This is a genomic window from Pseudoalteromonas sp. MMG013 (genome assembly GCF_018100885.1).
Lineage (GTDB): Bacteria > Pseudomonadota > Gammaproteobacteria > Enterobacterales > Alteromonadaceae > Pseudoalteromonas > Pseudoalteromonas aurantia.
In genome coordinates this window covers 46980-72854 of record NZ_JAGJEE010000002.1, presented here as the reverse complement: position 1 = coordinate 72854, position 25875 = coordinate 46980, and the positions used below count along the sequence as shown (strand labels likewise).

General features: G+C 41.9%; 21 protein-coding genes. 6 read left to right on the top strand and 15 right to left on the bottom strand.

Annotated elements, in window-relative coordinates; all coding sequences use genetic code 11:
- The gene (locus J8L98_RS02405; protein WP_210995129.1) at window positions 1–801 is read left to right on the top strand and encodes a heme ABC transporter ATP-binding protein; all 801 of its coding nucleotides are present in this window, start codon (window positions 1–3) and stop codon (window positions 799–801) included.
- An 81-nt stretch (window positions 802–882) separates the two neighbouring features.
- Here J8L98_RS02405 and J8L98_RS02400 read toward each other — a convergent pair whose 3' ends face one another.
- The 3 genes from J8L98_RS02400 to yeiP form a co-directional block, all read right to left on the bottom strand.
- Entirely contained in the window at window positions 883–1059 is a 177-nt protein-coding gene (locus J8L98_RS02400; protein ID WP_192509659.1) for a hypothetical protein, read from the bottom strand.
- A gap of 111 nt (window positions 1060–1170) precedes the next feature.
- Window positions 1171–1902 (bottom strand): alpha/beta fold hydrolase, encoded by a 732-nt coding sequence (locus tag J8L98_RS02395; protein WP_192509658.1) that lies wholly within the window; start codon window positions 1900–1902, stop codon window positions 1171–1173.
- A gap of 76 nt (window positions 1903–1978) precedes the next feature.
- Window positions 1979–2551, bottom strand: coding sequence for an elongation factor P-like protein YeiP (gene yeiP / locus J8L98_RS02390; RefSeq protein WP_210995325.1), 573 nt, complete (start codon window positions 2549–2551; stop codon window positions 1979–1981).
- A 223-nt stretch (window positions 2552–2774) separates the two neighbouring features.
- Between yeiP and J8L98_RS02385 the strand changes: the two genes are divergently transcribed.
- Window positions 2775–3140, top strand: a complete 366-nt coding sequence (locus J8L98_RS02385) for a VOC family protein (protein ID WP_192509656.1) — start codon at window positions 2775–2777, stop codon at window positions 3138–3140.
- A 99-nt stretch (window positions 3141–3239) separates the two neighbouring features.
- On the opposite strand, the gene J8L98_RS02380 is transcribed toward J8L98_RS02385, so the two are convergent.
- Window positions 3240–6038 carry an EAL domain-containing protein gene (locus tag J8L98_RS02380; protein WP_210995128.1) on the bottom strand — a complete coding sequence of 933 codons (2799 nt, stop codon included), beginning with the start codon at window positions 6036–6038 and terminating at the stop codon, window positions 3240–3242.
- 340 nt (window positions 6039–6378) lie between these two features.
- Between J8L98_RS02380 and J8L98_RS02375 the strand changes: the two genes are divergently transcribed.
- Both J8L98_RS02375 and J8L98_RS02370 read left to right on the top strand, forming a co-directional pair.
- Window positions 6379–6996 carry a chemotaxis protein gene (locus J8L98_RS02375; protein ID WP_192509647.1) on the top strand — a complete coding sequence of 206 codons (618 nt, stop codon included), beginning with the start codon at window positions 6379–6381 and terminating at the stop codon, window positions 6994–6996.
- A complete protein-coding gene (locus J8L98_RS02370; RefSeq protein ID WP_192509646.1) occupies window positions 6993–7721 on the top strand; it encodes an MBL fold metallo-hydrolase in 729 nt (242 codons plus the stop codon). Before J8L98_RS02375 ends, J8L98_RS02370 begins: the two co-directional genes overlap by 4 nt.
- Window positions 7722–8081: 360 nt before the next feature.
- Here the strand turns inward: J8L98_RS02370 and J8L98_RS02365 are convergent, their stop codons facing one another.
- From J8L98_RS02365 to J8L98_RS02355, 3 genes are all read right to left on the bottom strand, one after another.
- The gene (locus tag J8L98_RS02365) at window positions 8082–8702 is read right to left on the bottom strand and encodes an alpha/beta hydrolase (RefSeq protein ID WP_247671028.1); all 621 of its coding nucleotides are present in this window, start codon (window positions 8700–8702) and stop codon (window positions 8082–8084) included.
- Between the two features lie 115 nt (window positions 8703–8817).
- Window positions 8818–9168 carry a VOC family protein gene (locus tag J8L98_RS02360; RefSeq protein ID WP_192509645.1) on the bottom strand — a complete coding sequence of 117 codons (351 nt, stop codon included), beginning with the start codon at window positions 9166–9168 and terminating at the stop codon, window positions 8818–8820.
- A 218-nt stretch (window positions 9169–9386) separates the two neighbouring features.
- A complete protein-coding gene (locus J8L98_RS02355; protein WP_210995127.1) occupies window positions 9387–11738 on the bottom strand; it encodes a TonB-dependent receptor in 2352 nt (783 codons plus the stop codon).
- A 696-nt stretch (window positions 11739–12434) separates the two neighbouring features.
- On the opposite strand from J8L98_RS02355, the gene J8L98_RS02350 reads away from it, so the two are divergent.
- Window positions 12435–13631 carry a cellulase family glycosylhydrolase gene (locus J8L98_RS02350; RefSeq protein ID WP_210995126.1) on the top strand — a complete coding sequence of 399 codons (1197 nt, stop codon included), beginning with the start codon at window positions 12435–12437 and terminating at the stop codon, window positions 13629–13631.
- A gap of 225 nt (window positions 13632–13856) precedes the next feature.
- Entirely contained in the window at window positions 13857–14048 is a 192-nt protein-coding gene (locus J8L98_RS02345; RefSeq protein WP_210995125.1) for a hypothetical protein, read from the top strand.
- 523 nt (window positions 14049–14571) lie between these two features.
- Here J8L98_RS02345 and J8L98_RS02340 read toward each other — a convergent pair.
- The 8 genes from J8L98_RS02340 to J8L98_RS02305 form a co-directional block, all read right to left on the bottom strand.
- Window positions 14572–16698, bottom strand: a complete 2127-nt coding sequence (locus J8L98_RS02340) for a S8 family serine peptidase (protein ID WP_210995124.1) — start codon at window positions 16696–16698, stop codon at window positions 14572–14574.
- 298 nt (window positions 16699–16996) lie between these two features.
- Complete coding sequence (locus tag J8L98_RS02335; protein WP_192510155.1) at window positions 16997–17212, bottom strand: DUF6500 family protein; 216 nt, start codon at window positions 17210–17212, stop codon at window positions 16997–16999.
- Window positions 17213–17254: 42 nt separating this feature from the next.
- Window positions 17255–18475, bottom strand: a complete 1221-nt coding sequence (locus J8L98_RS02330) for a pyridoxal-dependent decarboxylase, exosortase A system-associated (protein ID WP_210995123.1) — start codon at window positions 18473–18475, stop codon at window positions 17255–17257.
- Between the two features lie 2 nt (window positions 18476–18477).
- Window positions 18478–20052 (bottom strand): acyl-CoA ligase (AMP-forming), exosortase A system-associated, encoded by a 1575-nt coding sequence (locus J8L98_RS02325; protein WP_210995122.1) that lies wholly within the window; start codon window positions 20050–20052, stop codon window positions 18478–18480.
- Between the two features lie 178 nt (window positions 20053–20230).
- A complete protein-coding gene (locus tag J8L98_RS02320) occupies window positions 20231–21205 on the bottom strand; it encodes a contractile injection system protein, VgrG/Pvc8 family (RefSeq protein ID WP_210995121.1) in 975 nt (324 codons plus the stop codon).
- A 2-nt stretch (window positions 21206–21207) separates the two neighbouring features.
- Window positions 21208–21414 carry a tail protein X gene (locus J8L98_RS02315; RefSeq protein ID WP_210995120.1) on the bottom strand — a complete coding sequence of 69 codons (207 nt, stop codon included), beginning with the start codon at window positions 21412–21414 and terminating at the stop codon, window positions 21208–21210.
- Window positions 21404–21805, bottom strand: coding sequence for a phage tail protein (locus J8L98_RS02310; RefSeq protein ID WP_063876623.1), 402 nt, complete (start codon window positions 21803–21805; stop codon window positions 21404–21406). The genes J8L98_RS02315 and J8L98_RS02310 overlap by 11 nt, the downstream gene beginning before the upstream one ends.
- Window positions 21795–25709: a phage tail tape measure protein gene (locus J8L98_RS02305; RefSeq protein ID WP_210995119.1), complete on the bottom strand. Its 3915-nt coding sequence runs from the start codon at window positions 25707–25709 to the stop codon at window positions 21795–21797. The genes J8L98_RS02310 and J8L98_RS02305 overlap by 11 nt, the downstream gene beginning before the upstream one ends.
- Window positions 25710–25875 lie beyond the last annotated feature (166 nt).

Sequence of the window (25875 nt, the reverse complement as noted above, 5' to 3'; positions counted from 1 at the left end):
ATGATAGAAGCTAAAAATATTACCGTAAAAGTAGCAAAGAATACGTTACTTCATGACGCTAACTTAACGTTAAACTGCGGGCAACTGACTGTCATCTTGGGCCCTAATGGAGCTGGTAAATCAACACTGTTAAAGTCACTATGTGGTGATATACCACTGACGGCTGGGCAAGTCGAATATCAACAGCTAAACTACCATGAATATGACGCTAAACAGTTCGCTCGCATGCGCGCCGTTCTGACGCAAAACTATGATTGTGACTTCCCATTTACAGTACAAGAAATTGTCGATATGTCTCATTTTGTACATGCCGATTCAACACCTTTTACCACATTACAAGCTTATTCTAAACAAGCCATTAATACGTTAAACGTGTCGCATTTGATCAATAAACCATTTACACAGTTATCTGGTGGAGAGAAGCAACGAGTGCAATTTGCACGTGTGTTATGTCAACTATTGCCAGCATTAGAAAATCAAGAGCCGTGCTACTTACTCATTGATGAACCAACCGCAAGTCTAGATTTGTACCATCAATATCAGGTTATGCAATTAGCCAGAGATATTGCCAACAAAGGGGCTGGTGTGTTGGCTGTCGTACATGATTTAGCACTTGCGGCTAGTTTTGCTGATAGCATTACCATGTTAGAAAACGGACGCGTAGTGGCTTATGGTAAACCAGATGAAGTTTTGACCGAAGCACAATTGGCACAAACGTACCAAATCAAAGCGCATATTTTACAAAACGTCGGTAGTCTACCCAGCTTACAAGTTGCCAAGCAAGCATTGTCTAACGCCTAACCTCGGCAACGTTGTAATAAGTAGAAATATAAAAGGCAGCACTGTTAACTGCGCTGCCTTATTATGCTTAAAGTCTAAGCACTACTTACGCTGAATAATTGAATCACCACCACATACTAAGTAGCCTGTATCACAACCAAAAGATGGCGGGTCCATTCTACCACCCACTATGTTCGGTGTTTGCTGGTGAAAAATAGCGTGGTTATTATCCGACAAACCCTTTAGGTTTTTCTTTTTGATCGTTAGCTTGATTTTCATGACTTTCCTTTTCGTTGCTATTATAGTCAATTCAACGTTAGCAGATGTTTAAGATAATTCAACAATATACGCTAAAATTAACGCCCTTTTTCAGGCTACAACTTTCAAGCTTTATGTTATAGAAGCTAGCCTATCGCCAACTTTCTCAACAATCTCATCTGTATAATCATTGATGAAAAAGTGTCCACCTTCAAACCACGAAAACTCACCTTGCTCAAAAAAAGTTAACCAATGGCGTGTATGTTCTTCAAGTATAGGGTCTTGTGTACCCGCAAAAACACTCACTGCGCATGGTAATATCAGTGCTTTATGGTATCCATAAGTGTCAGCGAGTTTAAAGTCTGCGCGTAACATTGGCTCAAACAAATCCATCAATTCGCTATGCTCTAAGATTTCTTTCGGTGTGCCATTCAGACTCGCCAACTCAGCCCTAAATTCGGCTGAAGGTAAATCGTAAATTGCTTTTCTATTTCCGCAATAACTTGGACTTGCACTGCCTGATGCAAAAAAGTGCTTCGCGCACGGCAATCCTCGCTTTAATGCTTGACGTAAAAGTTCAAAAGCAACACGACTACCTAAACTATGACCATACAGTACATAATCACCCTGCATGTAGGGATCCAAATGCACCTGTAACGCACTAATTAACTGCTCCATATCATCTATGGCTGGTTCACCAAAATGCCCACCTCGGCCTGGCGGTTGTACAATAACCAAACGAACATCATCTGGCAGTAACTTTTGCCATCCAGCATATATATTAACCCCACCACCTGCATATGGAAAACAAATAAGGGTTTTCTTGGCATGCGCATTACTGATGCTTAGCCATTTGCTCGTCATACGTAATTCCTTTCTAAAACAAAACGTCATAGTTAAAAGAGAGATACGCTAAGGCATCTCACTTTTAACCTTTGTATTAGTTATCAGCACGACCCATAAATTTCTTTTCGTCGGTATTAATTTTAATGCGATCTCCATTTGAAATGTGCTCAGGAACTTGTACGATTAAGCCTGTACTCATGGTCGCAGGTTTGGTGCGCGCACTCGCTGAAGCGCCCTTAATTGAAGGTGAAGTGTCTTCGATAACCAGTTCAACACTTGATGGTAAATCGATTGAAACTGGGCTGCCTTCAACAATGACCGCAAGTAACCCTTTGGTATCCTCTGAAACAAATAGCACTTGCTCTTCAATCGAAGATTTATTCAAATTATATGGCGTATAATCTTCTTCATCCATAAATATATATTCATCACCGTCAATGTAAGAAAACATCACTGGACGGCGAATTAAATCGGCAAGCGTCAGCATTTCATCTGCTTTAAACGTTTCATCAACTTTACCGCCTGTTACAACATCATACATGCGCATTCGGTATAAACTGCCGCCAGAGCGTCCTTGTGGTACTGAACGTTCAATATCTCTGACGATCATAACGCGACTGTTATATTCTATCGCTGCATGTTTTTTTATTTCACTGGCCTTTGGCATCGTATTTCTCTTAATTAATTTTTGCGAAAAACTATCATGAAGTTGCGTTCTAGCCAAGTAACTTAACCATAATTTAGCGTACTTATAACGACCACATGATAACGCTGGCTCTGAGTTAATACTTAACGTTGACAATTTGCACGCTAAACAGCGGATACTTCGGACTAAATTGCTAATAGTGGTAAACGTCTATAAGAAAATGTCACAACATACTCGAACAATTATGCTTAATTTAAATGTCATATCACTCAAACCATTTATTCCAGCTAAAGATTTTGACGTATCAATACAATTTTATAAAAGGTTAGGGTTTGAGCTCAAATCTCAAGACGCAGGCATTGCTTTCTTTCGTTACCAAACATATACGTTTTTACTGCAAGATTTCTATGAACCTCAGCATTGCGAGAATTATATGATGCATTTACAGGTTGCTGACGTGAATGCATGGCATGAGCATATTCTCACTCTTAATTTAGAGCAAGAATTTAACTGCAAAGTAACCCCTATTGTCACACAACCTTGGGGCATGACAGAGTTTTGTTTACTTGACCCGAGCAAAGTACTGTGGCGTATTGCACAAAATAATTGAGAAAATACGTGTCTGCTAGACCGAACAGCCATGTAAAAACAGACAAATTATACGGTGAAGGAAATTCATAGGTTTCTAAATTGACGCGCCCTATTTAACCTAATTATCTTTATGTATTGTACTAAATACTTGCCCATGCTCAATCATATGGGTCATTGCCTGTGCATCAATCGGTTCTGAGAAAAAATAGCCTTGTAGCTGCTCGCACCCGCATGCTGTCAGCGCTTTCGCTTGCATCGCATTTTCTACCCCTTCTGCAACACTATTGACTTGAAGGCTTTTCGCCATATTAACAATGACCATCGCTAAATCAGCATTTTTCTTACTGCCACTGATGTCTGCAACAAATGATTCATCTATTTTTATTGTGTCAAAGTTAAGATGTTTCAAATAGCTCAAACTAGAAAACCCCGTACCAAAATCATCAATCGCAATTGCAAAGCCGTATTTTTGTAATTCCAGTAATGTTTTTTTCATCGCGTCAACATTTGATACCAGTGCCGACTCAGTGATTTCAATTTCTAAATTTGTCGGCGGAACATTATATTTAGCAGCTGTATCAAGCAGTTCCTTTACAAAGTGTGTTTCACTGAGCTGTAAAACTGATATATTAATGCTTAAAATTAAGCCTGGTTTAATTAACAACCATTGAGCAAATTGTGGAAATGATTTCTTCAGCAATTGTAGGCTGAGCTTGCTAATCAAATTGGCATCTTCCGCAATAGCAATAAAGTGAACTGGGTCGAGCAACTGATCTTGTTGTTGCCATCTAGCCAACATTTCTAACTTTTCAAGCTCAAATGTTTTCGCACTTACAATAGGTTGGTAATAAGGAATAAACTCGCCTTTTTCAATGCTCGTATGAATTGCACTTTCTATCTCCACACGCAATTCGGCTTCATGATCTAGTTTTGCGCTATAGAATTGAAAATCAGTCTTAGCGACTTTCTTAGCCCTATACATAGCTGTATCGGCATGCTTCATCAGTGTTTCCGCATTATCACCATCGTCAGGGTATATCGCAATACCAGCGCTTAAAGACACTGTTAATTGAATACCTTTAAGCTCATATTCTCCTGTCGTGCTCGACAGTACTTTTTTAATCACTTTACGTACATGGCGTTTGTCTTCAATGGCATCGAGCAATAATACAAACTCATCTCCCCCCATACGTGACACGGTATCGCATGCTCTTACACACCCAGCAAGCCGCTCTGATACTTGCTTCAGTAACAAGTCGCCATAATCATGACCCAACGAATCATTAATTTTCTTAAACTTATCGAGATCAATAAACACCAACGCGAATTGATGTTTACAGCGCCGGGCTCGTTTACATGCTTGAATTAACCGATCTTGCAATAACAATCGATTAGGCAATCCAGTTAATGCGTCGTGATGAGCCAAATGATTCATTTTACGCGACATCATTCGTGACTCAGTCACATCTTGAAAAACCATCACAGATCCCATTATTTTGCCACTTTTACCGTAAATGGGCGAAATAGAATCTTGGATTGCAAATGTTAGTCCTAAGTGGTTTTTAACACACGTAAGCTCTGGTAACCCTAATGTTTGATGGTTACCCATACAATAATCAGTCAAGTTTTCTATCGGCTGTAATGTATCTTCGTTAAAAAGTGGCATTACTTCTTGAAATGGCTGCCCAGCAACCTCAGCTGTTAGCTTTGCCAAAATAGCTTCTGCAACAGGATTCATATAAGTCACATTACTATCTACATCAGTGCAAATAACACCATCTCCAATTGAACTTAACGTCACTTCTAGCAGCTCCTTCTCTTTTGATAGCGCTTCGGCCAGCTTTTGCCGCTCTGACATATCTTGAAAGAAACATAATGTGTGCCCACCACCTTCATGGTCGCTAAAAACCTCCGCTTCTAATAAACACACCACCTGTTGATTTCGGCTGGTCACTAAGACAATTTCTTCAATCGAAAACTGAGTGTTTCCTTGCAATCCGCGGTGATGAATTAAGCTCGCAGAATGATCCGTCATAAAATCTGTAATTGGTTTATTTAGAAGTTGTTCACGCCGGTATTCAAGGTTGCATATAAACCCATCACTAATATGTAAGATTCTACCTTCATCATCGAGCGTAACTAACATGACAGGGCTTTGTTCAAAAGTATGTTGATAATGACTATCCAGCGCGCGCATATGTGTGAACGAGCATTTATTTGATAAATCATACATGCAAATTATCAAAGCATTACAATAGCCCAAAAGCATAGTAACCAAGACTGTCAATTTGGTGCCACTTTCGGCTTTAGTTAATAAATCTCCATGACTAAACGCAACAGCTATTACGACAGCTAAGATAAGTCCCGCCAAACTCAGTGCTTTAAAACCACGAAAAACAGCGCATAGTGCCAACAAAATTACAGTAAATACTGCAAACATCGCCCAAGAGATATAAGCGGAACATATAGCAATAGCTGCCACTGACACGCCCCATGCAAGGTCACGCAAATTATAGATAGACGACCACTTTAATTTATCATTTTGCGTACATAACAAAACCACTGGCAAACCTACTACTAATGTGACAACGGACCCTTCAAACCACTCCATTAACACTCGCTGTGCACTCATGTTTGAAAACACAGGAATCAACTGGGTACCGGCTACACCTAGTATTAATGAAGGGAGAAACACAAACTTTACTAAGCACATTACCAAATAACTAGGCTGGTTAACTGTTTGTTGAAATTGAAAATGTTGTTTAAAGAAAAAAGCAATGAAATAAGCTTCAAAAATATTTAACGTCAACACAATGAATGCGTCAACACTCACGAAGTCAAAAGCAACGTAACCTAAAAAGGTAAATGCTAACGCAAGCGTGGATGTTTTCCACCAACTCCCGTACTGAAGTGTCATGAACCCCGCAATTAACCAAAGGTCCGCGCCCCAAAGACTAGCCCATACTCGTTGAGGGGGCCCGTATAATATAAATAGTACAGCGATTACTAAGTAACCTATCGCCCAAAATATATGCCGTTTCATCCACGTAAACCTTAGTCGGCTACTTGCCCAATGCTTATCAACTCAATAAGCCATTACTCTGTTCATTGCCTACTAAAACTATTGGCGACAGAGCAAAATTAATCAAGTTTCCAACAAGATAAAGCACTATATACACCATGTTTTATAGGCAATAAATTGGGAAATAAAATAAAAGTTATCTATGCTGTAAAAATTGCAACAACCGAGTCATACAATGATCAATTCTCAGCAAGCCACATCAGCAATGAATAATTTTGTGCGAGTTGCTAATATCATTACAAATTTAGATATGATTTTAAGTCAGGCAAAAAACCTTTCTTTGACGGCAAAGAACGCTCGAGTCGTCGCATTGAGAGCCGGTGATGCGGCATACGGCTTTAAACCAATAACAAACTTTATCGACGAGTTTTCTGAACAAACAATTCGCACCACTTCTGAGATATCTAAACTTTCAAATCAACTGTTTACATTGGCATTAGCCGTGGTTCGCTGTACTGACTATCAATACCAATTAACAAAAGCACAAAGTACTTCTGCGCACAAATGCGTTATCACCTTGCAACAACAAAGTTTAATGGACTTAAAGCAAAAAACGCGCAATTTAGAGCAGGCTATTTTTTCGCTCGAAAGCTACTTTGAAGACATTCAAAAACAAATGCGTAGTGCCGAATACATAGCGGTCACCAGTCGAGTTGAAGCCTCTAATGCCGGAGAATTTAGTCATAGTCTAGAGTCAGTGTCTGACTTCATTGCTGAAGCCGCTAAAAAAATAAAAAAAGCCGTCAATGATAACCTACAAGAAATATATAAATTACGAGGAGCTCTGCGTTGAAATCAAACGAGTTATATTCAGAAGAATCTCATCAGTGGCTAGTCCTAGGCCGAGACCCTGCGAAACCTGAAAAAATAATAGACACGAATCAATACCTAATTAAAAGCGCTGAAGAAGCAATTATTCTAGATCCAGGTGGCATTGAATTATTTTCGCCAATGCTTGCTGGAGTTTTACACCATGTAAAACTAGAAAATATCACCACGTTATTTGCATCCCATCAAGACCCAGACATCATTTCTTCGCTAGGTTTATGGGATAAAACAGTGCCCAACGCTAAGCTATATGCTCCATGGCTTTGGGAAGGGTTCATACGTCACTTTGGTATGGAAAACATCCAATATATGCCAATCAAAGACGAAGGCGGCGAGATTAAGCTTGGCACTGCGACGCTAAAGTTTATTCCTGCACATTACCTGCACTCATCGGGCAATTTTAATGTTTACGACCCCCAGGCAAAGATCTTAATGAGCGGAGACATTGGCGCTTCTTTAGAGCATGGTGACGTGCCATTATTCGTTGAAAATTTCGCACAGCACATCAAGTATATGGAGTACTTCCATCGCCGATGGATGCCTTCAAATCGCGCAAAAAACAACTGGGTTGCGAGGGTTCGAGAGCTTGAGATTAATATGATGGCACCTCAACATGGTCGTATTTTTAAAGGCGAGATGGTGAATGAGTTTTTAGAGTGGTTTAGCAAGCTGGATGTAGGCATTGCCTAGGCTGTTGATCTTTTCTGTTCTATTTTTGTTCTCTTTGAGTATGCTTTTATCGCGGCGCTTAATATGTGGCCTAGTAATCTAAGTGAATATTAAGCAACAAAGAGAAAGGGCTTCGCGAAAGAACCGGTAGGCAGCGCTTGATTGGCTTTTCTACTATGTTATCGGCTATGGAATAACCATGCTACGCAGCCTCTGCCTTGTATAAAACCCAATCAAACTGCTGCAAAAATGAACCTGGAAGATCAACAACCCCTAATACTTTTGGAGAAATAACCTATTCAAAAATAGAACATACACACCACATATTAAACTAAAATTCCCATCAAAGATGGGAAGTCAGCCATGCTGTTTTCAGTGTTGTTAACGTTGCGACTTAATCCATGCCTTTACAGGAGTGACCCACTCTGGCCTCGGCCGATAAAAAGCGCCATGACTCAGACCGGTGTTAATTTCAAGCTCGGTAAATGATTTTACGGACGTACTTTTTTCTGCTAATGCACTGCAACTATTAGATTTGTCCGTTTTTTCATAAATAGATAACACGTGGCCATACACTTTAACATCCGTGTGCTTTTTCCAAACTAAACGACCACACCCTGCAAGAATTATCGTATTAACGCCTAAATCAGACAACTTATCAGACGCAACTCCGGTAATAAACGCCCCCCGAGAAAACCCCATAATGGTAATGTTACTTGGCTTTACTCCCTGCTCAACCAAAGTTCGAACTTGCCCATTCAGTGTGTATGCATACTCAAACGGGTCCGTATTTTTGCTTCGATGGTGCGCAATTAAATGATAGCTAGGGTCTGACAACGCGTCCTTGATTGCCGGAAAGTCATATACTCCCCAGCCAAATCGAGTATCCACTGGCTTAGGATTTGTTCCCTCAACAATGTAACCGTGAGAATAAAACACATATTTCGCGTGCTTATCAATACTATCTGGTAAATCGGCATAAATCTGGCGAGCCTCAACCAAGGTCGTTGTTAATACTGAGCTGGCTGATAGAATAATAGCGGTTAGTATGGTTTTGATTACAATATACCCAATAAAAAGTGTTATTTACCAATAGTATACCAAATTTATATCAAACTCATAGGTCAGACCATACGGCTAATTCATTACCACTTGGTTCAATAAAGTGAAAACGTCGACCTCCTGGAAAGCTAAAAATAGCCTCACATATTTCACCGCCCGCTAGCTCAACATCTTGTAAAGACTGCTCCAGGTTTACACTATAAATAACCACTAATGCACTCCCTAATTTTGTGCAGGCTCTTAACTCTGACTTATAAAACCCACCAGCCAAGCCTGAGCTGCTAAATGCCCGGTAATCTGGCCCGAAATGCTCAAACTGCCAGTTAAAAACACGAGAAAAAAAATGTTCTGTTTTCGCTAAATCACACGCAGCCATTTCAATGTAATTAATATGGTGATGAGTCATGTTGTCGCCTCGTTATTGATATAGGCTTAGCATAAAATGACTTTGCTACATAAGCAAATAACCACTCGTCTAATCAAAAACGAGAACTTGAGTTAAAGTATGAATTTGTTTTATGAGATACGATAAAAACCCGTCGTTCTCAATGTTAGGCGTATTAATGTCAAGCATGCACAATAAAAAAAGGCACAGTCAATGTGCCTTTTGATACAAGCGAAAGGTTAAAATTCAGCTTTAAAGTTCACTGCAGCTGTACGAGGAGCACCTATCCATGCAGACTGATTCGCCACGCCTCCTAAGTAACTTTTATCCGTAACGTTGTTTAAGGTAAAGCGTAATTCCATGGCTTTAATCCCTGATATCGGTGCATCAATCGCAACACCTGCATAAAAATCAGATACTGTATATGCATCAATTTTCTTAGTATTTGCCGCATCCATCCAACGATCTCCAACCCACTTTGTTGATAAACCAGCAAAATAACTACCTTTGCTCCAATCAAATGAGATAACAGCTAAGTTTTCCGCTGAACCAAACACTGTGTTCCCTTGTGGGAAAGTACTTAACCCGCCTGTGTACGTTGAGTCGTTATAGGTATATGACGTATACATTCCCCATTCATTGGTCATGTACCATGTCGCAGAAGCTTCAAACCCATTCGATTCAATACCACCGACATTCTCAAACGAACCATTATTACCTATCGAATAATTAATACCATCAGGTGAGTCTGGCGCAATAAAATTTAAACGGTTTTCAAAAGTAACATCATAATATGTCACACTGGCGTTGAGTTTATCTGAGCTATAACGCAAGCCTAAGTCAATATTCTCTGCCGTCTCAGGCTCAATTTCATCCAATGCGGATGCATCTCTTTCCAAAACGGTATCTTTAATTGCAGCAAAGTTTTCTGCATACCCTGCAAAAAGCTCTAAGCCTTCAATAGGGGTCGGTGCCACGATGCCTGCAGACAATAAAGTTTCTGAATCCGACTCAATCGAGGTGTTTTTACTCCCATCAAATAGGTTAATACCTTCAAGGTCGACTAAGAACTTTTTCGCGCCAACGCGCACTCTTGCAACTTTAAAGTCCAATTCATTTTCAATATAGAACATGGTTGTATCCACATTGAATTCTCTGTTGTACTGTATCCAATACGGCGTACTATCGAAGTTTACGCTCACTCGTGCATCAATTCTTTTATGCCAGTCTCGCCACTCTTGACGCTGGTAATCTTCGTACCATATTCCAGCTCGAACCGTATTGTCCATATCAGCTAGCTTGCCGTAAAAGCTAAAATCAGCGTTGAACCCTAAGCGGTCTTTACCATAATGAGTATGGCGATATGAGCCCACTGGTATTGCACCTGCTTGATAACAAGCTGGATCATACTCTGCCCCAGCGCCACCATATGGAAAAGTAATGCTCGACTCACATCCTGAAATCGGACTAAGTTGTCGGCCAGCTTTGTCGACAAAATATATTCGACCATTAGAGCTACCCCCAGTGTACGATTTATCAGATGTGATCTCGCTATGAGGTTGATTAAAGCCATCAGCCGAAATATCTTCAAGGTAAGGCGGGATCCAGTCACCACGCCCTTCATTATGGTGATAATAAACATTGCCGGACAATTCCCAGTTACGCGCTTCATAGTTTGCTTGAACATAACCAAAGGTATTTTCCCTTAACGTTTGCCAGCCATTACGAAAAACTTGATCTACATAGGGAGTACCTGTTATTGAGTCAGTTAACCTATCCCATGTAGGGTCTATTGCGAATTGTTCTGCGCTGATCCTTTGGTAATTCGCTTCTTTTACATCATCATAAGATGCATATGCTTTAACGCTTAATGGACCATTGCTGTGTAGCACTTTAGCCGCGATATGGTCTCGCTCACTATTTGCCACTTGTTGTACCCAATCTGAATTACTCGAACTAGATATACTCACCCAAGCATAGGTATTGTCAAATACTTCCCCTGTTTGATAGCGCGCAAAATACTTCTGTGCTTCGAAGTCCCCGTTGGTGAATGAAAGAGTTAAGCCTGCATCTTTTGTCGGGTCTATCGTTGTGAAGTTAAGTGTGCCCCCTAATGCTTCATTTGAACGAGACGCGACATCCGCTGTACCTTGAGATACTTGTACCGTGCCAAGGTTTTCTGTATCAATATAGCGGTTTGCTTTGGCTCCGCCGCCATAATTAGAGTTACCATTGGCAATACCATCAATCGTAATACCAATTTGCTGCTCATCTAAGCTCAGCTGAAAACCACGAATAGATACCGTGGTAGACCAATCATCAGAGCCAAATGTATCGCCTTCATTTATTAAAACACCGGGTAAGTTATCAATAATCGCTAATGCACTGGTCATCGCAGCTTGCTGTTTTGACATTTCTTGAGTGGTGGCGTTATTTGCAAACGACACGCTCTGTCCAACGACAGTAACTTCTTCAATGGTGTTATCTTCTACTGAGCTATTTTCAACAGCATTGCCTTGAGCAAAACTGCTTGCAGAAAAGCTCGTTAATAATGCAGCAGTGATCAGGTTAAGCGAGAGAGTATTTTTCATGATTTCCCAACTTCTAATTTAAGGTTAAATGGCTGAACGCAAAGCAGTATGGGAAATAAATATGACAAATAGGGACAACTTATTTGAACGTTCAATTAATAAAAATTTAAAGTAATAAGACAAATGTATCAGCCATGCTTGCTCCTTTATCCACTCGCCAGAAAACTACACCCCTATTCGATAAACTGATCATCCATCACACTACCTACTTTAAATTTGCCATCTAATTGTCACAGAGATAGGCGATAATGTTTTCGACAAATACAGGTGTCTCCCCTGCACCAAATTTTTCAGTTTTGTATGTTTTTTTGGGTCATTATTTGATGACCCAACTTTTCTTTGTTACCTAAAATCTAGGGGCTGTTGATCTTTCAGGTTCATTTTTGCAGCCGTTTGATTGGGTTTTATACAAGGCCGAGGCTGCGTAGCATGGTTATTCCATGTGAGTCAGCCGATAACATAGTAGAAAAGCCAATCAAGCGCTGCCTACCTGCTCTTTTGAGTAACCCTTTCTCTTTGTTGCTTAATATTCGCTTAGATTATTAGGCCACATATTAAGCGCCGCGATAAAGCGTGCTCAAAAAGAACAAAAATAGAACAGCAAAGATCAACAACCCCTAGACCAAAGTCTATGAGGCGATTATTTAGCTACCGCATAGAGTTAAGGTTCACAACATGTAAAAGAGGAACACTTCAATGAACCTGTCAAAAACGACATGCGTACTTTACATACTTGCATCACTGCTCGTCATGAAACAGGCATACGCCGCTAACTGTAGTTCAATCAATGAATACCCAAATTGGACCGCTAAAAATTGGTCAGGCCAATACGATCATGCTAATGCTGGAGATTTAATGCAGCATGAAAATAAACTATATAGGGCCAATTGGTGGACAAAGGCGGTACCTGGCTCGCACCAGTCATGGCGCTATGAAGGCATATGTGCAAATCCAACTACTCCCATCCAAGGTGCTTTTGATACTCATGGTAAGCTCTCCGTATGTGGTAAACACCTGTGTAATAAAAATAATCACCCTATACAATTACGTGGTATGAGTAGCCATGGTCTGCAGTGGTATGGACTAAATAAATGCCTGACATCACAGTCACTCGATACGCTCGCATATGAATGGCGTGCAGATATTGTAAGGCTCAGTTTATACGTACAAGAAGGGGGCTTCGAAACAGACAAAACTGGCTTTATTAATCAAGTCAATGAACTGATCGCAATGGCCAGTGACAGAGGAATGTATGTTTTAGTGGATTGGCATCAATTGTCTCCTGGAGACCCTAATGCCAACACTGCACTAGCCAAAGAGTTCTTTAGTCGTGTTGTACAACAGAATAAGCATCGAGATAACATCCTCTACGATATTGCCAACGAGCCTAACAATGTATCATGGGATGCTGTTCATAACTATGCTGAGCAAGTTATCCCGATTATTCGCAATATAAAAAGTGATGCTGTTGTATTAGTAGGCACTCACGGCTGGGCCACATTTGGCATCTCTGATGGCGGGTCTGTACAAGAGGTTATTCAAAAGCCACTCTCTTTCGACAATATCATGTACACCTTCCATTTTTATGCAGCCTCACATTTTGACGCTTACCTCGAAGCACTTGATACAGCATCGGATGTATTACCGGTTTTCGTCACAGAGTGGGGAACTCAGCTTTATACGGGAGATGGCGACAATGATTTCGAACGCGCACAAGCGTATATTAATTTGATGAAACGGAAAAAAATCAGTTGGATTAATTGGAACTACTCTGACGACCCACGCAGTGGAGCAGTATGGAAACAAAACACTTGCAGTACGGGTAATTTTTCTGACAGACAGCTCAAAGAAGCTGGAACTTGGATAAAACAACAAATCTTATTAGAAAGATAACCGCTTTACCAATGCGGGTACTTTCACCCGTATTGGTTTTTCTGTGTCTGATGCATCTAGAGCGGCGTTCATATTCTCTCAAGCTGACTGTAAGCAATCAACAAAGAATGCGTATGGCGTTTATCAGCAAGCTCATGACACTCTTAAGCCACTGAATATCTGCAGCAAATTTATTGCGCGATAAACCATAACGATAGCCATTCACACACGCCAACAAATCTATTTGTGACGCAATGGCAAGATAACCCAAGTTTGGCAAAATTTGATTGGCGCGCTCAATACAACTACCTAGAGTTTAATGCCACATTATTTACCCAGAAGCAATACGTCTTACAAGCGACACAGACCGATCAAGGCAGGGATTTATTAAGCTGCAAGTTCAACAGTAGCGCAGCAATGGTTGCACCCCGTCGCTAAATAGTCAAAGTTGACCGGTTATAGTTACGCACTTAGGCTGTCCCGTCATGCGCAAAGTCGACAAGCCGTGCATAGTGTAAGTGAGTGGTTACAAAAAAGTATGCAATTTAGTGAAGCGTCATGCATAAAGTGTATATATCAACGATCACACTGCTCAAAAGTAATAAGGCACATAACTAAGCTATCATTTGCCAAACTTCCTGTATAAAGTCAAAGGTAAATCTCATCGCTTGATTTAATCACATTCTGCATCGTAACAAAATATGGGTCACCAACTCATGATGACCCATAATAGCAATCGTCTTATTTATCTAATTTAACCTCAGCTCTGGGTAAGTGAATTTGCCCAATAAAGCTATTTATCTCACTCTCGGCGTTGCTTTCATTTGTAATAGCCCGCTATTACTGCATAAAAGCGCCTTGAGATTGAACAAAATATCATCATTGGATTGGACGTAAGTTTGTTTACAACAATATTTCCTATTCCAAAAGCCTTATCCAAACCTGAGGTTATTTATAATCACTATAGGGATTTTTTCTTCGTTACCTTCTCTTTATGGCCAATTACCCGCAGTGACCACCCTTTTAATATGCCTGATACAGCATTATTCTTATTATTAATTGTCACGGTTTCACCGTTGCTTTGTCTTAGACTAAAGTTACGATCTGTATTACTTACATCGGTCACGTGCAGTTTCCATTCACCATTGACTGCGTTAGACTTTTCATTCCAGAATTTATAACTTAACATCAAGTGATCATTGTATCCCTGATATAACACATCTTCTGCTACATCGATGCCTTGTGATTGAGAAATAGCGCGGCCAACCAAATTATTATGTGGTGACATTAAGATACTACGCGTGCCACTGGGTGATTCCAGTTCAACCTTCAGATCTGAGATCCGTGTATGATCAACATCTAAGCGAATTTGAACCGCTTCAACAAATAAGTCATCAGCAATTGTTACTGTGTCTGTTACCGTTTGTGCATCATCTGAAATAACGATATTTTTTGCCGTCTCAAGACCATGCCATGGCGTCATTATTAACGCTGAGGGTAAATCGGTGATCGCATAACGACGAATAAGTTCAGCGGCTTTATCAACATCAATTAAACCAAAACCATAATATGGTGAATAGCTGACTTTCTCTTGGGCATTATTCTGTGACCACCCTTCTAGCCCCACAACATCACCCACTAAAATATCTTGGTAATAAGGGTCTACCTTAGTGGCTGTTCTTGCCAGTAAATGGCGGATATCACGAGCAGATAGTGAATGATTTTGTTGTTCTGCTGCGGAGATCAAAAGCGCGATTGCGCCTGATGTATTTGGTGCCGCGGAAGAAGTTCCATTCATGCTATAACTATATTCAGCTCGGCTTGCCATATAACCCACAATAGAAATAGTAGGATTACGATTTTGCAATAGAATCAAGTAGTCTAAATGACCCGCATTAGCCGCAAATGCCGCTGAAATAGCTTGCTTATCTTGTGCTGAAACCTGTGTATCATTTTCCTGTAAATGCGCTAATAACATAAAGTCTTTACCATAGTTGGCTCTATACTTTTCTGATATTGCGTATAAAGTATCAATCGCCTCCACATTGTCACACGCTATACGGTTAAACACATTGTTATCTAATTCACCGCGAAGCTTAAGTAATTCACAACTCAGCGTAGGCGTAACGTGACCCGGTGTCCCTTGGTCATTCCCTCCTGGTGCGGTCAAAAATACATTACTCCCAACAGAAGAGTATGAAGATAATTTACCATCCGCATTTAGCGCACTGACCGTCAGATTCCAATAATTAGCTTGTTCAAAGTCTACATTCGAATTATGCCACGGCAAACCAAAATTATTGTTACTAGGGATACTATGTCCCTTAAAAATAAGCCCATTATCGCCAAAAGCATGCACACGCGTACCCGTATAGCCATTCCCTGCAGACTTCACAAATGTGGCTTCTCTTGGGTCTAGAATATGACTGGTAGAAACTTGCTCTAAAACACGCATCCGATCAGCTTGATCAATTAAGAGTACCTGTTCACCCGATGCAGCTGAAATTGTTTGAGAGTATTCATAAGGAATACTGATTGCTTGGCTCACACCATAGCTTTGATTAAATATGCGAATTTCATCCGCAATCGTGTGTGCATTGATGTCACCATCGTCTCCATGACTTAGTTTCCACTGTGCATGGCTATCTACAGCTCCACCAAAATTGGCATAAGAAATGACTTTTGAGCTTGGCGCAACACCCCGTGCCCCAATATCATTCATAACCGCAGCGATAATACCACCCACCATAGTGCCATGAGAACCAGACACATTTTCATTGGTATTTGGGTCGATAATAACGTTGTCAGCTAAATCAGGATGAGATAGCTCAACACCAGTATCAATGACAGCAACTTTGACGTCTTGGCCTAAGTGCCCCCAAATATGAGTTTGCCATAAATTTAAATCTACTCCGGCAACTGTGCCAGCTCGCGTGCCATCGTTAAGCAGGTTCCACTGATATTGCACCAACGGATCGTACTTTAAATCAATCCATCGATTGTCATAGTCACGGTCTGTGGTCGCGCTGGCTTGAAATGCTAAAGCGGCAGATACTGCACATGTTAAAAGGGCAAGTTTGTTTTTCATAAGACTTCCTTCGTCAAATTAAGTTAATTATTATTAAAAGCGAGGCTTCCTTAGCCAGAAAGTTCACTAATAAAATCAAACCGAAGAAATCCAAAGAAATAACAAATAGATAAAAAACAATTGTAAATCATTATAAAAAAACTCTTCAAGCTATTGTTTTTATGGGTGGAAATAAAATTTAGGAAATTTAAAAGGCACGATGAATATCAGCCGATATACATAAGTAAGCGCCTAACTTGGCGCTATTTTATGTCGCGAAAATGAGAAACCCGTATCAACAGAATCCTTTTATATCCTCCTATTCGGCTTCGACTAATGCTAATATCCGTACCGCTTTCTCAAAATGATCCAATTCATGTATTTGGATCCACCAAGTCGCCGCTTCCATTAACAGCGCAGGATCATCATTTTTATTTGCGAAAAAAGCATAGAATGACACCCCAACCTCCTCGCCTTTTTGTGCTATTTTTTTATTACACACTTGTATAATTTTATCTCTCAATACTCGACGCATAGACACTTTATTATTCCTTTTTAAACATTGGGGGTACTGACGTTACAATAGCACCTCTCGTAATGTTGGCTGACTGAGGAAGCTTTGCGGACTTGCTGAAGCACCGTACGCACCCGATTGCATAACTGCAATAATATCATTGGGTTGACAAGTTGGTAAATGAACTTTTGCTGCAACAATATCTAAAGGTGTACATAAAGGGCCAACGATATCTACTTGTTCTTGGTTGTTATGTTGGTAACGGTTGGCAACACATACAGGGTAATTCTTTCTTATTACTTGCCCTAAATTCCCTGAGTTTGCCAAATGATGATGCATCCCTCCATCAACGACTAAAAATGTAGTGCCTCTAGAGACCTTCTTATCAACAACTCTCGTTAAGTATATACCGGCATCTGCCACTAAATAGCGACCTAATTCAAGGTGAATATCGACCCCTTTTAAAACCGCTGCATATGTCGTCAGTAGCACCTGTAAATTATCGATGATAGGCGCTAAGTTTAGAGGCGATTCATGCTCAAAATAAGCAACCCCAAAGCCTCCCCCGATATTAATATGTGATGCTTTAAAAGGCGTATCATTTAACAACCGGCTTATCAGTTCAAACGTTTGGTTGTGACATTCTATGATCGCTGCTTCACTTAAATTTTGAGAGCCTGAAAATATGTGAAACCCTTTAAAATCAATATAGTCAGAGTTAATATAGTCCAGTACACCCAAGACTTGTTCTTCATCAATACCAAACTGCTTTGCTCCACCACTCATTTTCATACCTGATTGCTTTAACTCAAAAGCAGGATTAATACGCAACGCGACTTTTGCTCGCTTTTTTAGCGTCTCACTTAACGCATGTAGGCGAGTTAGTTCAAATTTTGATTCAACGTTAATTGTGACACCCGCGCAGATAGCAGCGCTCAGATCTGTATCACTTTTGCCGGGTCCTGCAATACTGACTGCGTGACTTTTCAGCCCAGATGCTAAAGCCAGTAACATCTCCTGATGAGATGCAACATCAAAACCGTCTATCACTGTTGCCATGCGAGTAATTAACGAAGGGAAAGGGTTTGCCTTTATTGCATAATGAAGCTTCACCTTGCTCGGCAACCATCGCTTTAAATTCTTAATATTATTAACAACTTGCTGTCCATCATAAATGTAGCATGGTGTACCACCTGCTATCTTAATGGCGTCTTCAATCGCCAGCCCCGCAACCTGCAACTGATTGTTTTCAACAACATGATGCACTCTACTTAACCCTACCATTTTCAATATTGCTCCTGAAATAAACGCCCATACAGTGTATGCCAGTGGTTTCTATCAAATTTACCATTGCTATTTTTTGGTAACTGCTCGGTATATATAAATCTTTTTGGCACCATATAAATGGGGAGCTGTGCTCGACAGTGTTGGATCATTGCACTTAGGTGACTTGCGGTTTGCACCGTACTATTAACGATGGCGACAATCGCTTGACCTAACTCAGAATGGGGCACACCAATCACCACCACTTCGCTCACGTGATCACAGGTATAAACGACCTCTTCAACTTCTTGAGGGCTAACACGATATCCAGAGGTCTTTATTAAGTCATCTTTACGTGACACAAAATAGAAAAACCCTTCGTGATCTTGATAGACAATATCACCAGACCAAACCGCCCACTGTGGCAGCATCCGCTGCGCCAAACACACGGGTGCTCGTTTAAAACGTGCCTGCGTTTTATCGGGATCATTCCAATAACCTTGGCTTACCAAAACACCACTATGCACTAACTCTCCATGTTCAAACGGCGCACATTCATTTCCTTGTTCATTAATCACTTGAATTCGCGCATTTGGAATGGCTTTACCAAAGGAAGTTGGCCGCTCATCAAGATGCTCTGGCGGTAAATAGCATGAGCGAAATGCTTCTGTTAAACCAAACATCATATAAGGTAATGCATGAGGAATACGCTGCCGCAATTGCGTTAATACGGCACTCGGCATAGCCCCGCCCGTATTACAGAAATATCGTAATGACATTAGCTCTTGTGCTTGCCAGTCTCCTTTTGCCAATTGCACCCAAAGTGGCGGCACTAACGCCATTGATGTGAGCTGGTGATCACGGACTGCATCTACGATATCTTTAACAAATAAGTAATCTTGAAGATAACAGCTCGCCCCCGTCAAAAACGCGATTGTCAACTGACTAAAACCATAGTCAAAGCTCAGAGGGAGCACAGCCAGCAGTTTGTCATTTGCTTTAGTCGGAAGGTAAGCCACCACGCTCTGAGCACCAATAACTAAATTTTGATGTGTTAACACCACCCCCTTAGCTCGCCCTGTACTTCCCGATGTATAAAAAACAGCCGCTAAGTCTGTTGCTATCATCTGTGGTAAATCAGCTCTTAAATCGGTTATATCCAAAGACTGAATTGTATGCCAGTGATGCACCTGAGCATCCGTATTTCCCATACTCCCATCAACCAACACAACGTGCTTAATACTCGGTAACTGCACTAAGTCTAATTGTTGATAACGCGATACGCTGGTGATCAACACCGTTGCAGCGCAATCTGCGACAATTTGCTCAACTTGCGGTTTTTTCAAAATAGGGTTGATCACGACGGCCACACCGCCCGCTTTACTCACCCCAAATATACTACTCACACAACTTACTGACTTGGTTGTATAAATAGCAACTCTCTCTTGTGTAGAGTCCATTATCGAAGCTAAAAAGCAAGCAACGTGATCAACTGAATTCGAAAGAGTTTGATAATTTACCCAGCTATTTTTACACCCAAGAGCCGGCGCGTCAGGCTTGAGCTTTGCCTGTGTTTCAATTAATTCATGTAATAACATATATCTGGTTTACACCGTTGATTTTTTATTGAAAAGTGATTGATAATGCACTGAGCCGTGCAGTAAATTCTGATGCGTTCCTTGAGTGATGCCGCGCGCGAAAACTTAACGTGAATTGTGCGAAAACTGCGAATTTTGCAATTTTGAATATATGAAAACCCTTTGCAAATAATAAAAGCTATTTAGGGGTCTCAAAGTCCACTGAGACCACTAGACCTGAACTAGATAAATCGTATTGTGATCGAGTAACTACCCATTCACCTGCAACACCTTCTCTAAAGCCTTCAAGAACTAAAGTACCCTCGGCCATAATATCTAGCACTTTGTCAGTGCATGGCATTGTGATGCTGCCACTAGACGTACCTCGCCTAAGTGCATCAAGTTTTGCTTGGGCCGCACGCTTAGCGTCAGCTTCTTCATTATATATGTCCTTTATAGATAGTAACGGCGGTTCAGCTCCAACAGTTACAGAGATACGCTCACCTGTTGTGAGCTCATGCCAGTATGCTTGCGCACTTTGGTACTTGCCTCTGTCCGCTATTACCACTTGAAAGTCGCTTACTTGGGTTTTCTTTACCACTGTTCGTGGCAATTGTTTACCACTTGCTGATTTTGATGCGCCTTTAGTGGTAAACAATAGGTGTGAAGCTGCCACCTTTCCAACTGCATCATACTCCTTTGCTAGCCGAGTGATTAGGTGCAGGTCGCTTTCATTTGTCTGATCTATGTGTTCAATGGCAATGCTTGAGAACTCAGGTGCAATAGATGGTGTTAAGCCGTGATTGCCTGCAAGTGATTCCAGTATTGCGCCTAACGTTTCCTTATCCCAACTCTTTGTCTTGCGCTCTTTCAAGGATGCGCGCATATCAGCCGCTTTGCATCGTATCTCTAGTGTGTCAGGTGGGCCAGTTAAGATCACTTCATCCACAGTATAAATACCTTTATCACTAGAGGCTTTCCCAATGCCCAACATCACTTTTAACTCAGCACCTTGCTTTGGTAGCGCTATTTTGTTGTCACGGTCATCTAGCTTAATTGTTAGTGTGTCAGAATCTAAACCGCGCTCATCAACTAGGGTTAATGACAGCAACCGAACAGCTATTTTGTTTGTTATGTCTTGGCCGTCAGTAATCACATGATATATTGGCGTCATTTTTAATCCCATAGTTTGATCGAGTTACTTGGTTTTTGCTGGGGAGCCAATTCAGGCAACTCAATAACGATCCCAACATGCAAGATTGGCGGTAAACCAGCCAGATTTGGATTAGCTTTATATACCGCTTCAACTGTGCCATTCAAGTGACCATAGTAAGCAGCGCAAATCGTATCAATACGATCACCGTCTTTGGTTCTATACTTCATCATCACCCCCATAGAACTTTAACGATAAGTTGAATTCGATCTTTTCAGCAATGCCAGACTTTCTTATGTCGGTCATGCTTTCTTCTATTCTCGTGATCACAAAGTCACCCAGAACAAACCCCAACCCATCGACTAGCAATAGTGGTATACCTTTGGCGGCTTCAGTACGCATTGAGTCAACTTGTTTTAGTCCTCCATTAAAGTGAGGGTAAATAGTCCCCGTGAATGTGAGTTCTTCTGAACCAGGTCCCACATATTGCATCGCTGGATTTCTGCCTATTCTGTCTTGTTGTTGCCAGCGATAGTCAACAACGCGCTTAAATTCGGAATAAGCGGCAGTGGGCACCGCGAATCGATAGCTACCTAGTGCCATCATCACATCAGACGTCATACATTTTACCCCTTTGATTTTGTGCCTTGCGTCTATCAATCTCACGCATCAATTTATCAACCAGTGCTTTGTCGTCTTCCCCTGGGGCTTGATGAATTGTCACATGCCAAGTGTTGTACTCCGTGTATTGGCTTTTTTGCGTGTCACGCAGGGGCTGCTGGCTATTTAGTAGCGTTGTTTTAACTTCCGTTAATGTGGGTAGTTCAACACGGCCTTGATATTGAGCCTCGCCGCTAGCTTCAGGCAACGTTGGCGTATTGATACGAGTCAATTCTTGATTGACCGATTGTGTTAGTACGCTAGGCTCAGCCGCTTGCACTGGCTCTAACTGCTGCACAACTGGCTGGGTTAATGTCATCGTCGGTAGAGGCTCAAATTCAACACGGCCTCGGTATCTGGCTTCGCCCTTAGCTTCAGGTAACTTTGGCGCATCGATGCGATTTAACTCTTGATTGACCGATTGGGTTAATGCGCTTGGTTGGGCCGATTGCACTGGTTGTAACTGCTGTACAACTGGCTGGGTTAATGTCGATGTGTTTACCGTCGGCAGTGGCTCAAGTTCAACACGCCCTTGATATCGCGCCTCGCCGTTGGCTTCTGGCAACGTCGGCGCATCGATGCGCTTTAATTCTTGGTTGACCGATTGGGTTAATGCGCTTGGTTGGGCCGTTTGCACTGGTTGTAACTGCTGTACAACTGGCTGGGTTAATGTCGACGTGTTTACCGTCGGCAGTGGCTCAAGTTCAACACGCCCTTGATATCGCGCCTCGCCGTTGGCTTCTGGCAACGTCGGTGCATCGATGCGCTTGACCGATTGGGTTAATGCGCTTGGTTGAGCTGTTTGCACTGGTTGTAACTGTTGCACAACTGGCTGGGTTAATGTCGATGTTTTTATCGTCGGCAGTGGCTCAAGGTCAACGCGGCCTTGGTATCGCGCCTCGCCGTTGGCTTCAGGTAACTTTGGCTCATCGATGCGACTTAACTCTTGGTTGACCGATTGGGTTAATACGCTTGGTTGAGCGGTTTGCACTGGCTCTAAATGCTGCACAACTGGCTGGGTTAATGTCGGCGCATTTACCGTTGGCAGTGGTTCAAGTTCAACACGCCCTTGATATCGCACCTCGCCTTTGGCTTCAGGCAACGTCGGTGCATCAACACGGGTTAATTCTTGAACGACCGATTGTGTTAATGCGCTTGGTTGCAATGCTTGTGCAGGCTTTAATTGCTGTAATACTGGTTGCTTGGTATTTGGTGACTCAGCAATATCTGCTATCGCAGGCGTCACAGCCAACGTGCTTGCCAGTGCAACAGGTTTAACTAAATCGATTACGGATTTGTTTGGTTCTGAACTTTCATCATCACCAAAGCCTAACCAACTGCCTAAACCGCCAACCGCATCACCAAGTTTACCTATACTTGATAGCGTTTTATCAATAAACCACATTGCGCCCCGAAAAGGTGCTGTTACTACATTTACCAATCCACCAAACACACTACCAATTGTTTGCCCCGTGCTAGCAAAACTTTCTAACTTTTCACTCGCCAGATTTACAGGCGTAAATAGACCACCGATCCAACCGATGAGTGAGCCAATCTTATCACCGACCCAGCCAAACAGTTTTCCAACAGGTGCGAGGCTGGTGATCACAGGCTTTATGGATGTTACAAAGCCATCCCACACGCCCCCCATAAATGATGATATTGGTTGCCAGTATTTATAGATGAGGGTTGCACCCGCAGTAATCGCCATGACAGCCCAACCAATGGGGGTTGTCATTAGCGCTACGCCCATAGCTCTGATCCCAACAACAACAGCGGGTAATGTCACTGTACTAAACGCGGTTAACGTAGCGCCTAGGGTACTTATTTTTGTTGCGAATGATGTAGCGCCGGATGCGGCACCAAGTGCCGTGGTACTTGCCGTTGTTGCCGCAACGCTTGCATTAAACCCGTTTAACTTTAATGTATTAAGTGTTGTCGCTATACCCATGCTTTTCAGCGCTTTGCTCACATTCAGCGCGCCACCTTGCAAGAACGTCATCGCATAGCCGCCTGCGATTGACCCCACTTTTAATAGTGCTAAGCCCATTGTTAGCCCAACCACTACTTTTGTGGCCGTTGGGAATGTGTGCGCAACAGTAGCAACGGTATTAATCACGCTACCTAAAACACCCAATACTGCATTGAGTGGTGGCAATAAGACTGAACCAACTGTTACACCCAATCGATTTAGTTGGTTTTTAAATAGAGTTAGGCTATTGGCTGTTGTTTCCGAGCGGGTCTTAAATTCACTTTGCATTGAGCCCGCATACTTACTCTCTTGGCCTATTAGGCTAAGGGCCTTTTTATAACCGTCCAGACCATCGACAAGCTTTGCCATATCATCAGAGTATTCGGCACCAAACAAATCAGCGAGTGTGCCAGTGATATCATCGCTTTGCTTTACTGTCTCCAGAAACGAGAGTAAAGCGCCTTGTGCATCTTGCTCTATCGACGCTTTTAACCCTTCAGCACTTAAGCCCATTGTACTGAGCGCGTTGCTAAATTTCTTACCTTGCTTGTCTGCTGTTTTTAGTTTGAGTAACAAGGCATTTATGCCTGTTGCTGCAATCTCAGGTGGGGTTTTTAGCTCTAAGAACGTAGCGCCCAATGCACCGATTTGCTGACCTGTAAGGCCAAAAAGTTTGCCCATGCTGCCCGCACGGTTTGAGATATTCAGCATATCTCGTGCCGTGGCATCCATATTGTTACTAATATGGTTGTACGCGTCACCCAACTGTACAACTTGGCTTTGGTTTAGCTTGAAGATAGAACGTAGCCCAGTCATTGCCGACCCAGCTTCCTTGCCCGATATATCAAACGCTACGCCCATCATGGCCGCATCTTGCGCGAATGTGAGTAGCTCTTCTCTTGCTATACCTGCTTGGCCTGCTGCGGCAACAATATCGCCTAGCCCATCGGCGGCCATCGGTATATATGTACTGAGCCTCAGTATGTCTTGGCCCATTTGTGCAAAGCCTGCGGGGCTTTCAAAATTAACGACTTTACGAACATCCGCCATCACGGATTCAAATTTAACCGCCGCAGCAATAGGGGTGATCATAGCGCCGCCTAATGCGACGGCATCGAGTGCTTGTGAACGGTAGTGTCCGCGTTTTTCGAGCACAGATTGATGCTGGCGCATCACTGTATTCATTTCGCGGTATTGGGCTTTTAGATGAGTAAGTGTGTCACCTAGCTTAGCCTGTTTCTTTGTTAACTTCCCAGCGCTGACACCGTTTGCATTCATCGCTTTACGGTGTTCATTCAGTGCCCGTTGCGAGTTATTAACCTGCTCAACATGTTTGTTTAATTGTCTGTTCGTTTGCGCTATTTGGTCTTTTAGCTTTTTGTTGCTTTCTGCACTTTTATTGAGTTCAGAAGTAGCACTTTTCAGTGCAGTTTTAGCTTGTGTAAACTCAGCTTTCGCTTGTTTTACGGCTTGATTTGAAAAAACAATCGCTGAGCGCATTGCTGCTGATTTTTCTTTGGCTTGGCCGTATTCTCGTTTTAACTGCTCAAGTGCTGTTTGCGCACTCTTATAACGTGTTTCTGATTTATCAACATCTTGGCTGGCTTGCTTTACACTGTGTGCAAGTGAGCCGTGCGCTTTTTTAACCTGGTTTAATTCGTTTTGGTACTTCTTTAGTGACTGCTGTGTTTGCTCAACGTTTTCATGCGCACGTTGTAATTTAGTGTTGAGTGTTTTAAATCCTGTGAGTTGGCTTGTTTGACTCTCAACTTTGTTGATTGTGTCGCCGAGCTGATTAAATTGGTTTACACTTTGACCAATGACTGTTTTGAACGAGCCAGCGAGTGCCGCACCAATGACAACTGAAACTGCTAAATCTCTACCTACTGTCATAACTTATGCCCAAACCTATTTGGTTAATTTGCTCAACTTCAAAACGCTGTATGTTTTCAGTGTGAGTATCAGCGCTTTATATTTCTTACTGTCTGTGGGTGTGATGGGGGCCATCATAGGTGCCCCCATTATTGGGTTTGTTTTTGCGCTGGGCTTTGGCTTGCTT

Coding starts and splice junctions, on each gene's coding strand:
- J8L98_RS02405 (WP_210995129.1), top strand. CDS start 1: ATGATAGAAGCTAAAAATATTACCGTAAAAGTAGCAAAGAATACGTTA.
- J8L98_RS02400 (WP_192509659.1), bottom strand. CDS start 1,059: ATGAAAATCAAGCTAACGATCAAAAAGAAAAACCTAAAGGGTTTGTCG.
- J8L98_RS02395 (WP_192509658.1), bottom strand. CDS start 1,902: ATGACGAGCAAATGGCTAAGCATCAGTAATGCGCATGCCAAGAAAACC.
- yeiP (WP_210995325.1), bottom strand. CDS start 2,551: ATGCCAAAGGCCAGTGAAATAAAAAAACATGCAGCGATAGAATATAAC.
- J8L98_RS02385 (WP_192509656.1), top strand. CDS start 2,775: ATGCTTAATTTAAATGTCATATCACTCAAACCATTTATTCCAGCTAAA.
- J8L98_RS02380 (WP_210995128.1), bottom strand. CDS start 6,038: ATGACACTTCAGTACGGGAGTTGGTGGAAAACATCCACGCTTGCGTTA.
- J8L98_RS02375 (WP_192509647.1), top strand. CDS start 6,379: ATGATCAATTCTCAGCAAGCCACATCAGCAATGAATAATTTTGTGCGA.
- J8L98_RS02360 (WP_192509645.1), bottom strand. CDS start 9,168: ATGACTCATCACCATATTAATTACATTGAAATGGCTGCGTGTGATTTA.
- J8L98_RS02355 (WP_210995127.1), bottom strand. CDS start 11,738: ATGAAAAATACTCTCTCGCTTAACCTGATCACTGCTGCATTATTAACG.
- J8L98_RS02350 (WP_210995126.1), top strand. CDS start 12,435: ATGAACCTGTCAAAAACGACATGCGTACTTTACATACTTGCATCACTG.
- J8L98_RS02340 (WP_210995124.1), bottom strand. CDS start 16,698: ATGAAAAACAAACTTGCCCTTTTAACATGTGCAGTATCTGCCGCTTTA.
- J8L98_RS02335 (WP_192510155.1), bottom strand. CDS start 17,212: ATGCGTCGAGTATTGAGAGATAAAATTATACAAGTGTGTAATAAAAAA.
- J8L98_RS02330 (WP_210995123.1), bottom strand. CDS start 18,475: ATGGTAGGGTTAAGTAGAGTGCATCATGTTGTTGAAAACAATCAGTTG.
- J8L98_RS02325 (WP_210995122.1), bottom strand. CDS start 20,052: ATGTTATTACATGAATTAATTGAAACACAGGCAAAGCTCAAGCCTGAC.
- J8L98_RS02320 (WP_210995121.1), bottom strand. CDS start 21,205: ATGACGCCAATATATCATGTGATTACTGACGGCCAAGACATAACAAAC.
- J8L98_RS02315 (WP_210995120.1), bottom strand. CDS start 21,414: ATGAAGTATAGAACCAAAGACGGTGATCGTATTGATACGATTTGCGCT.
- J8L98_RS02310 (WP_063876623.1), bottom strand. CDS start 21,805: ATGACGTCTGATGTGATGATGGCACTAGGTAGCTATCGATTCGCGGTG.
- J8L98_RS02305 (WP_210995119.1), bottom strand. CDS start 25,709: ATGACAGTAGGTAGAGATTTAGCAGTTTCAGTTGTCATTGGTGCGGCA.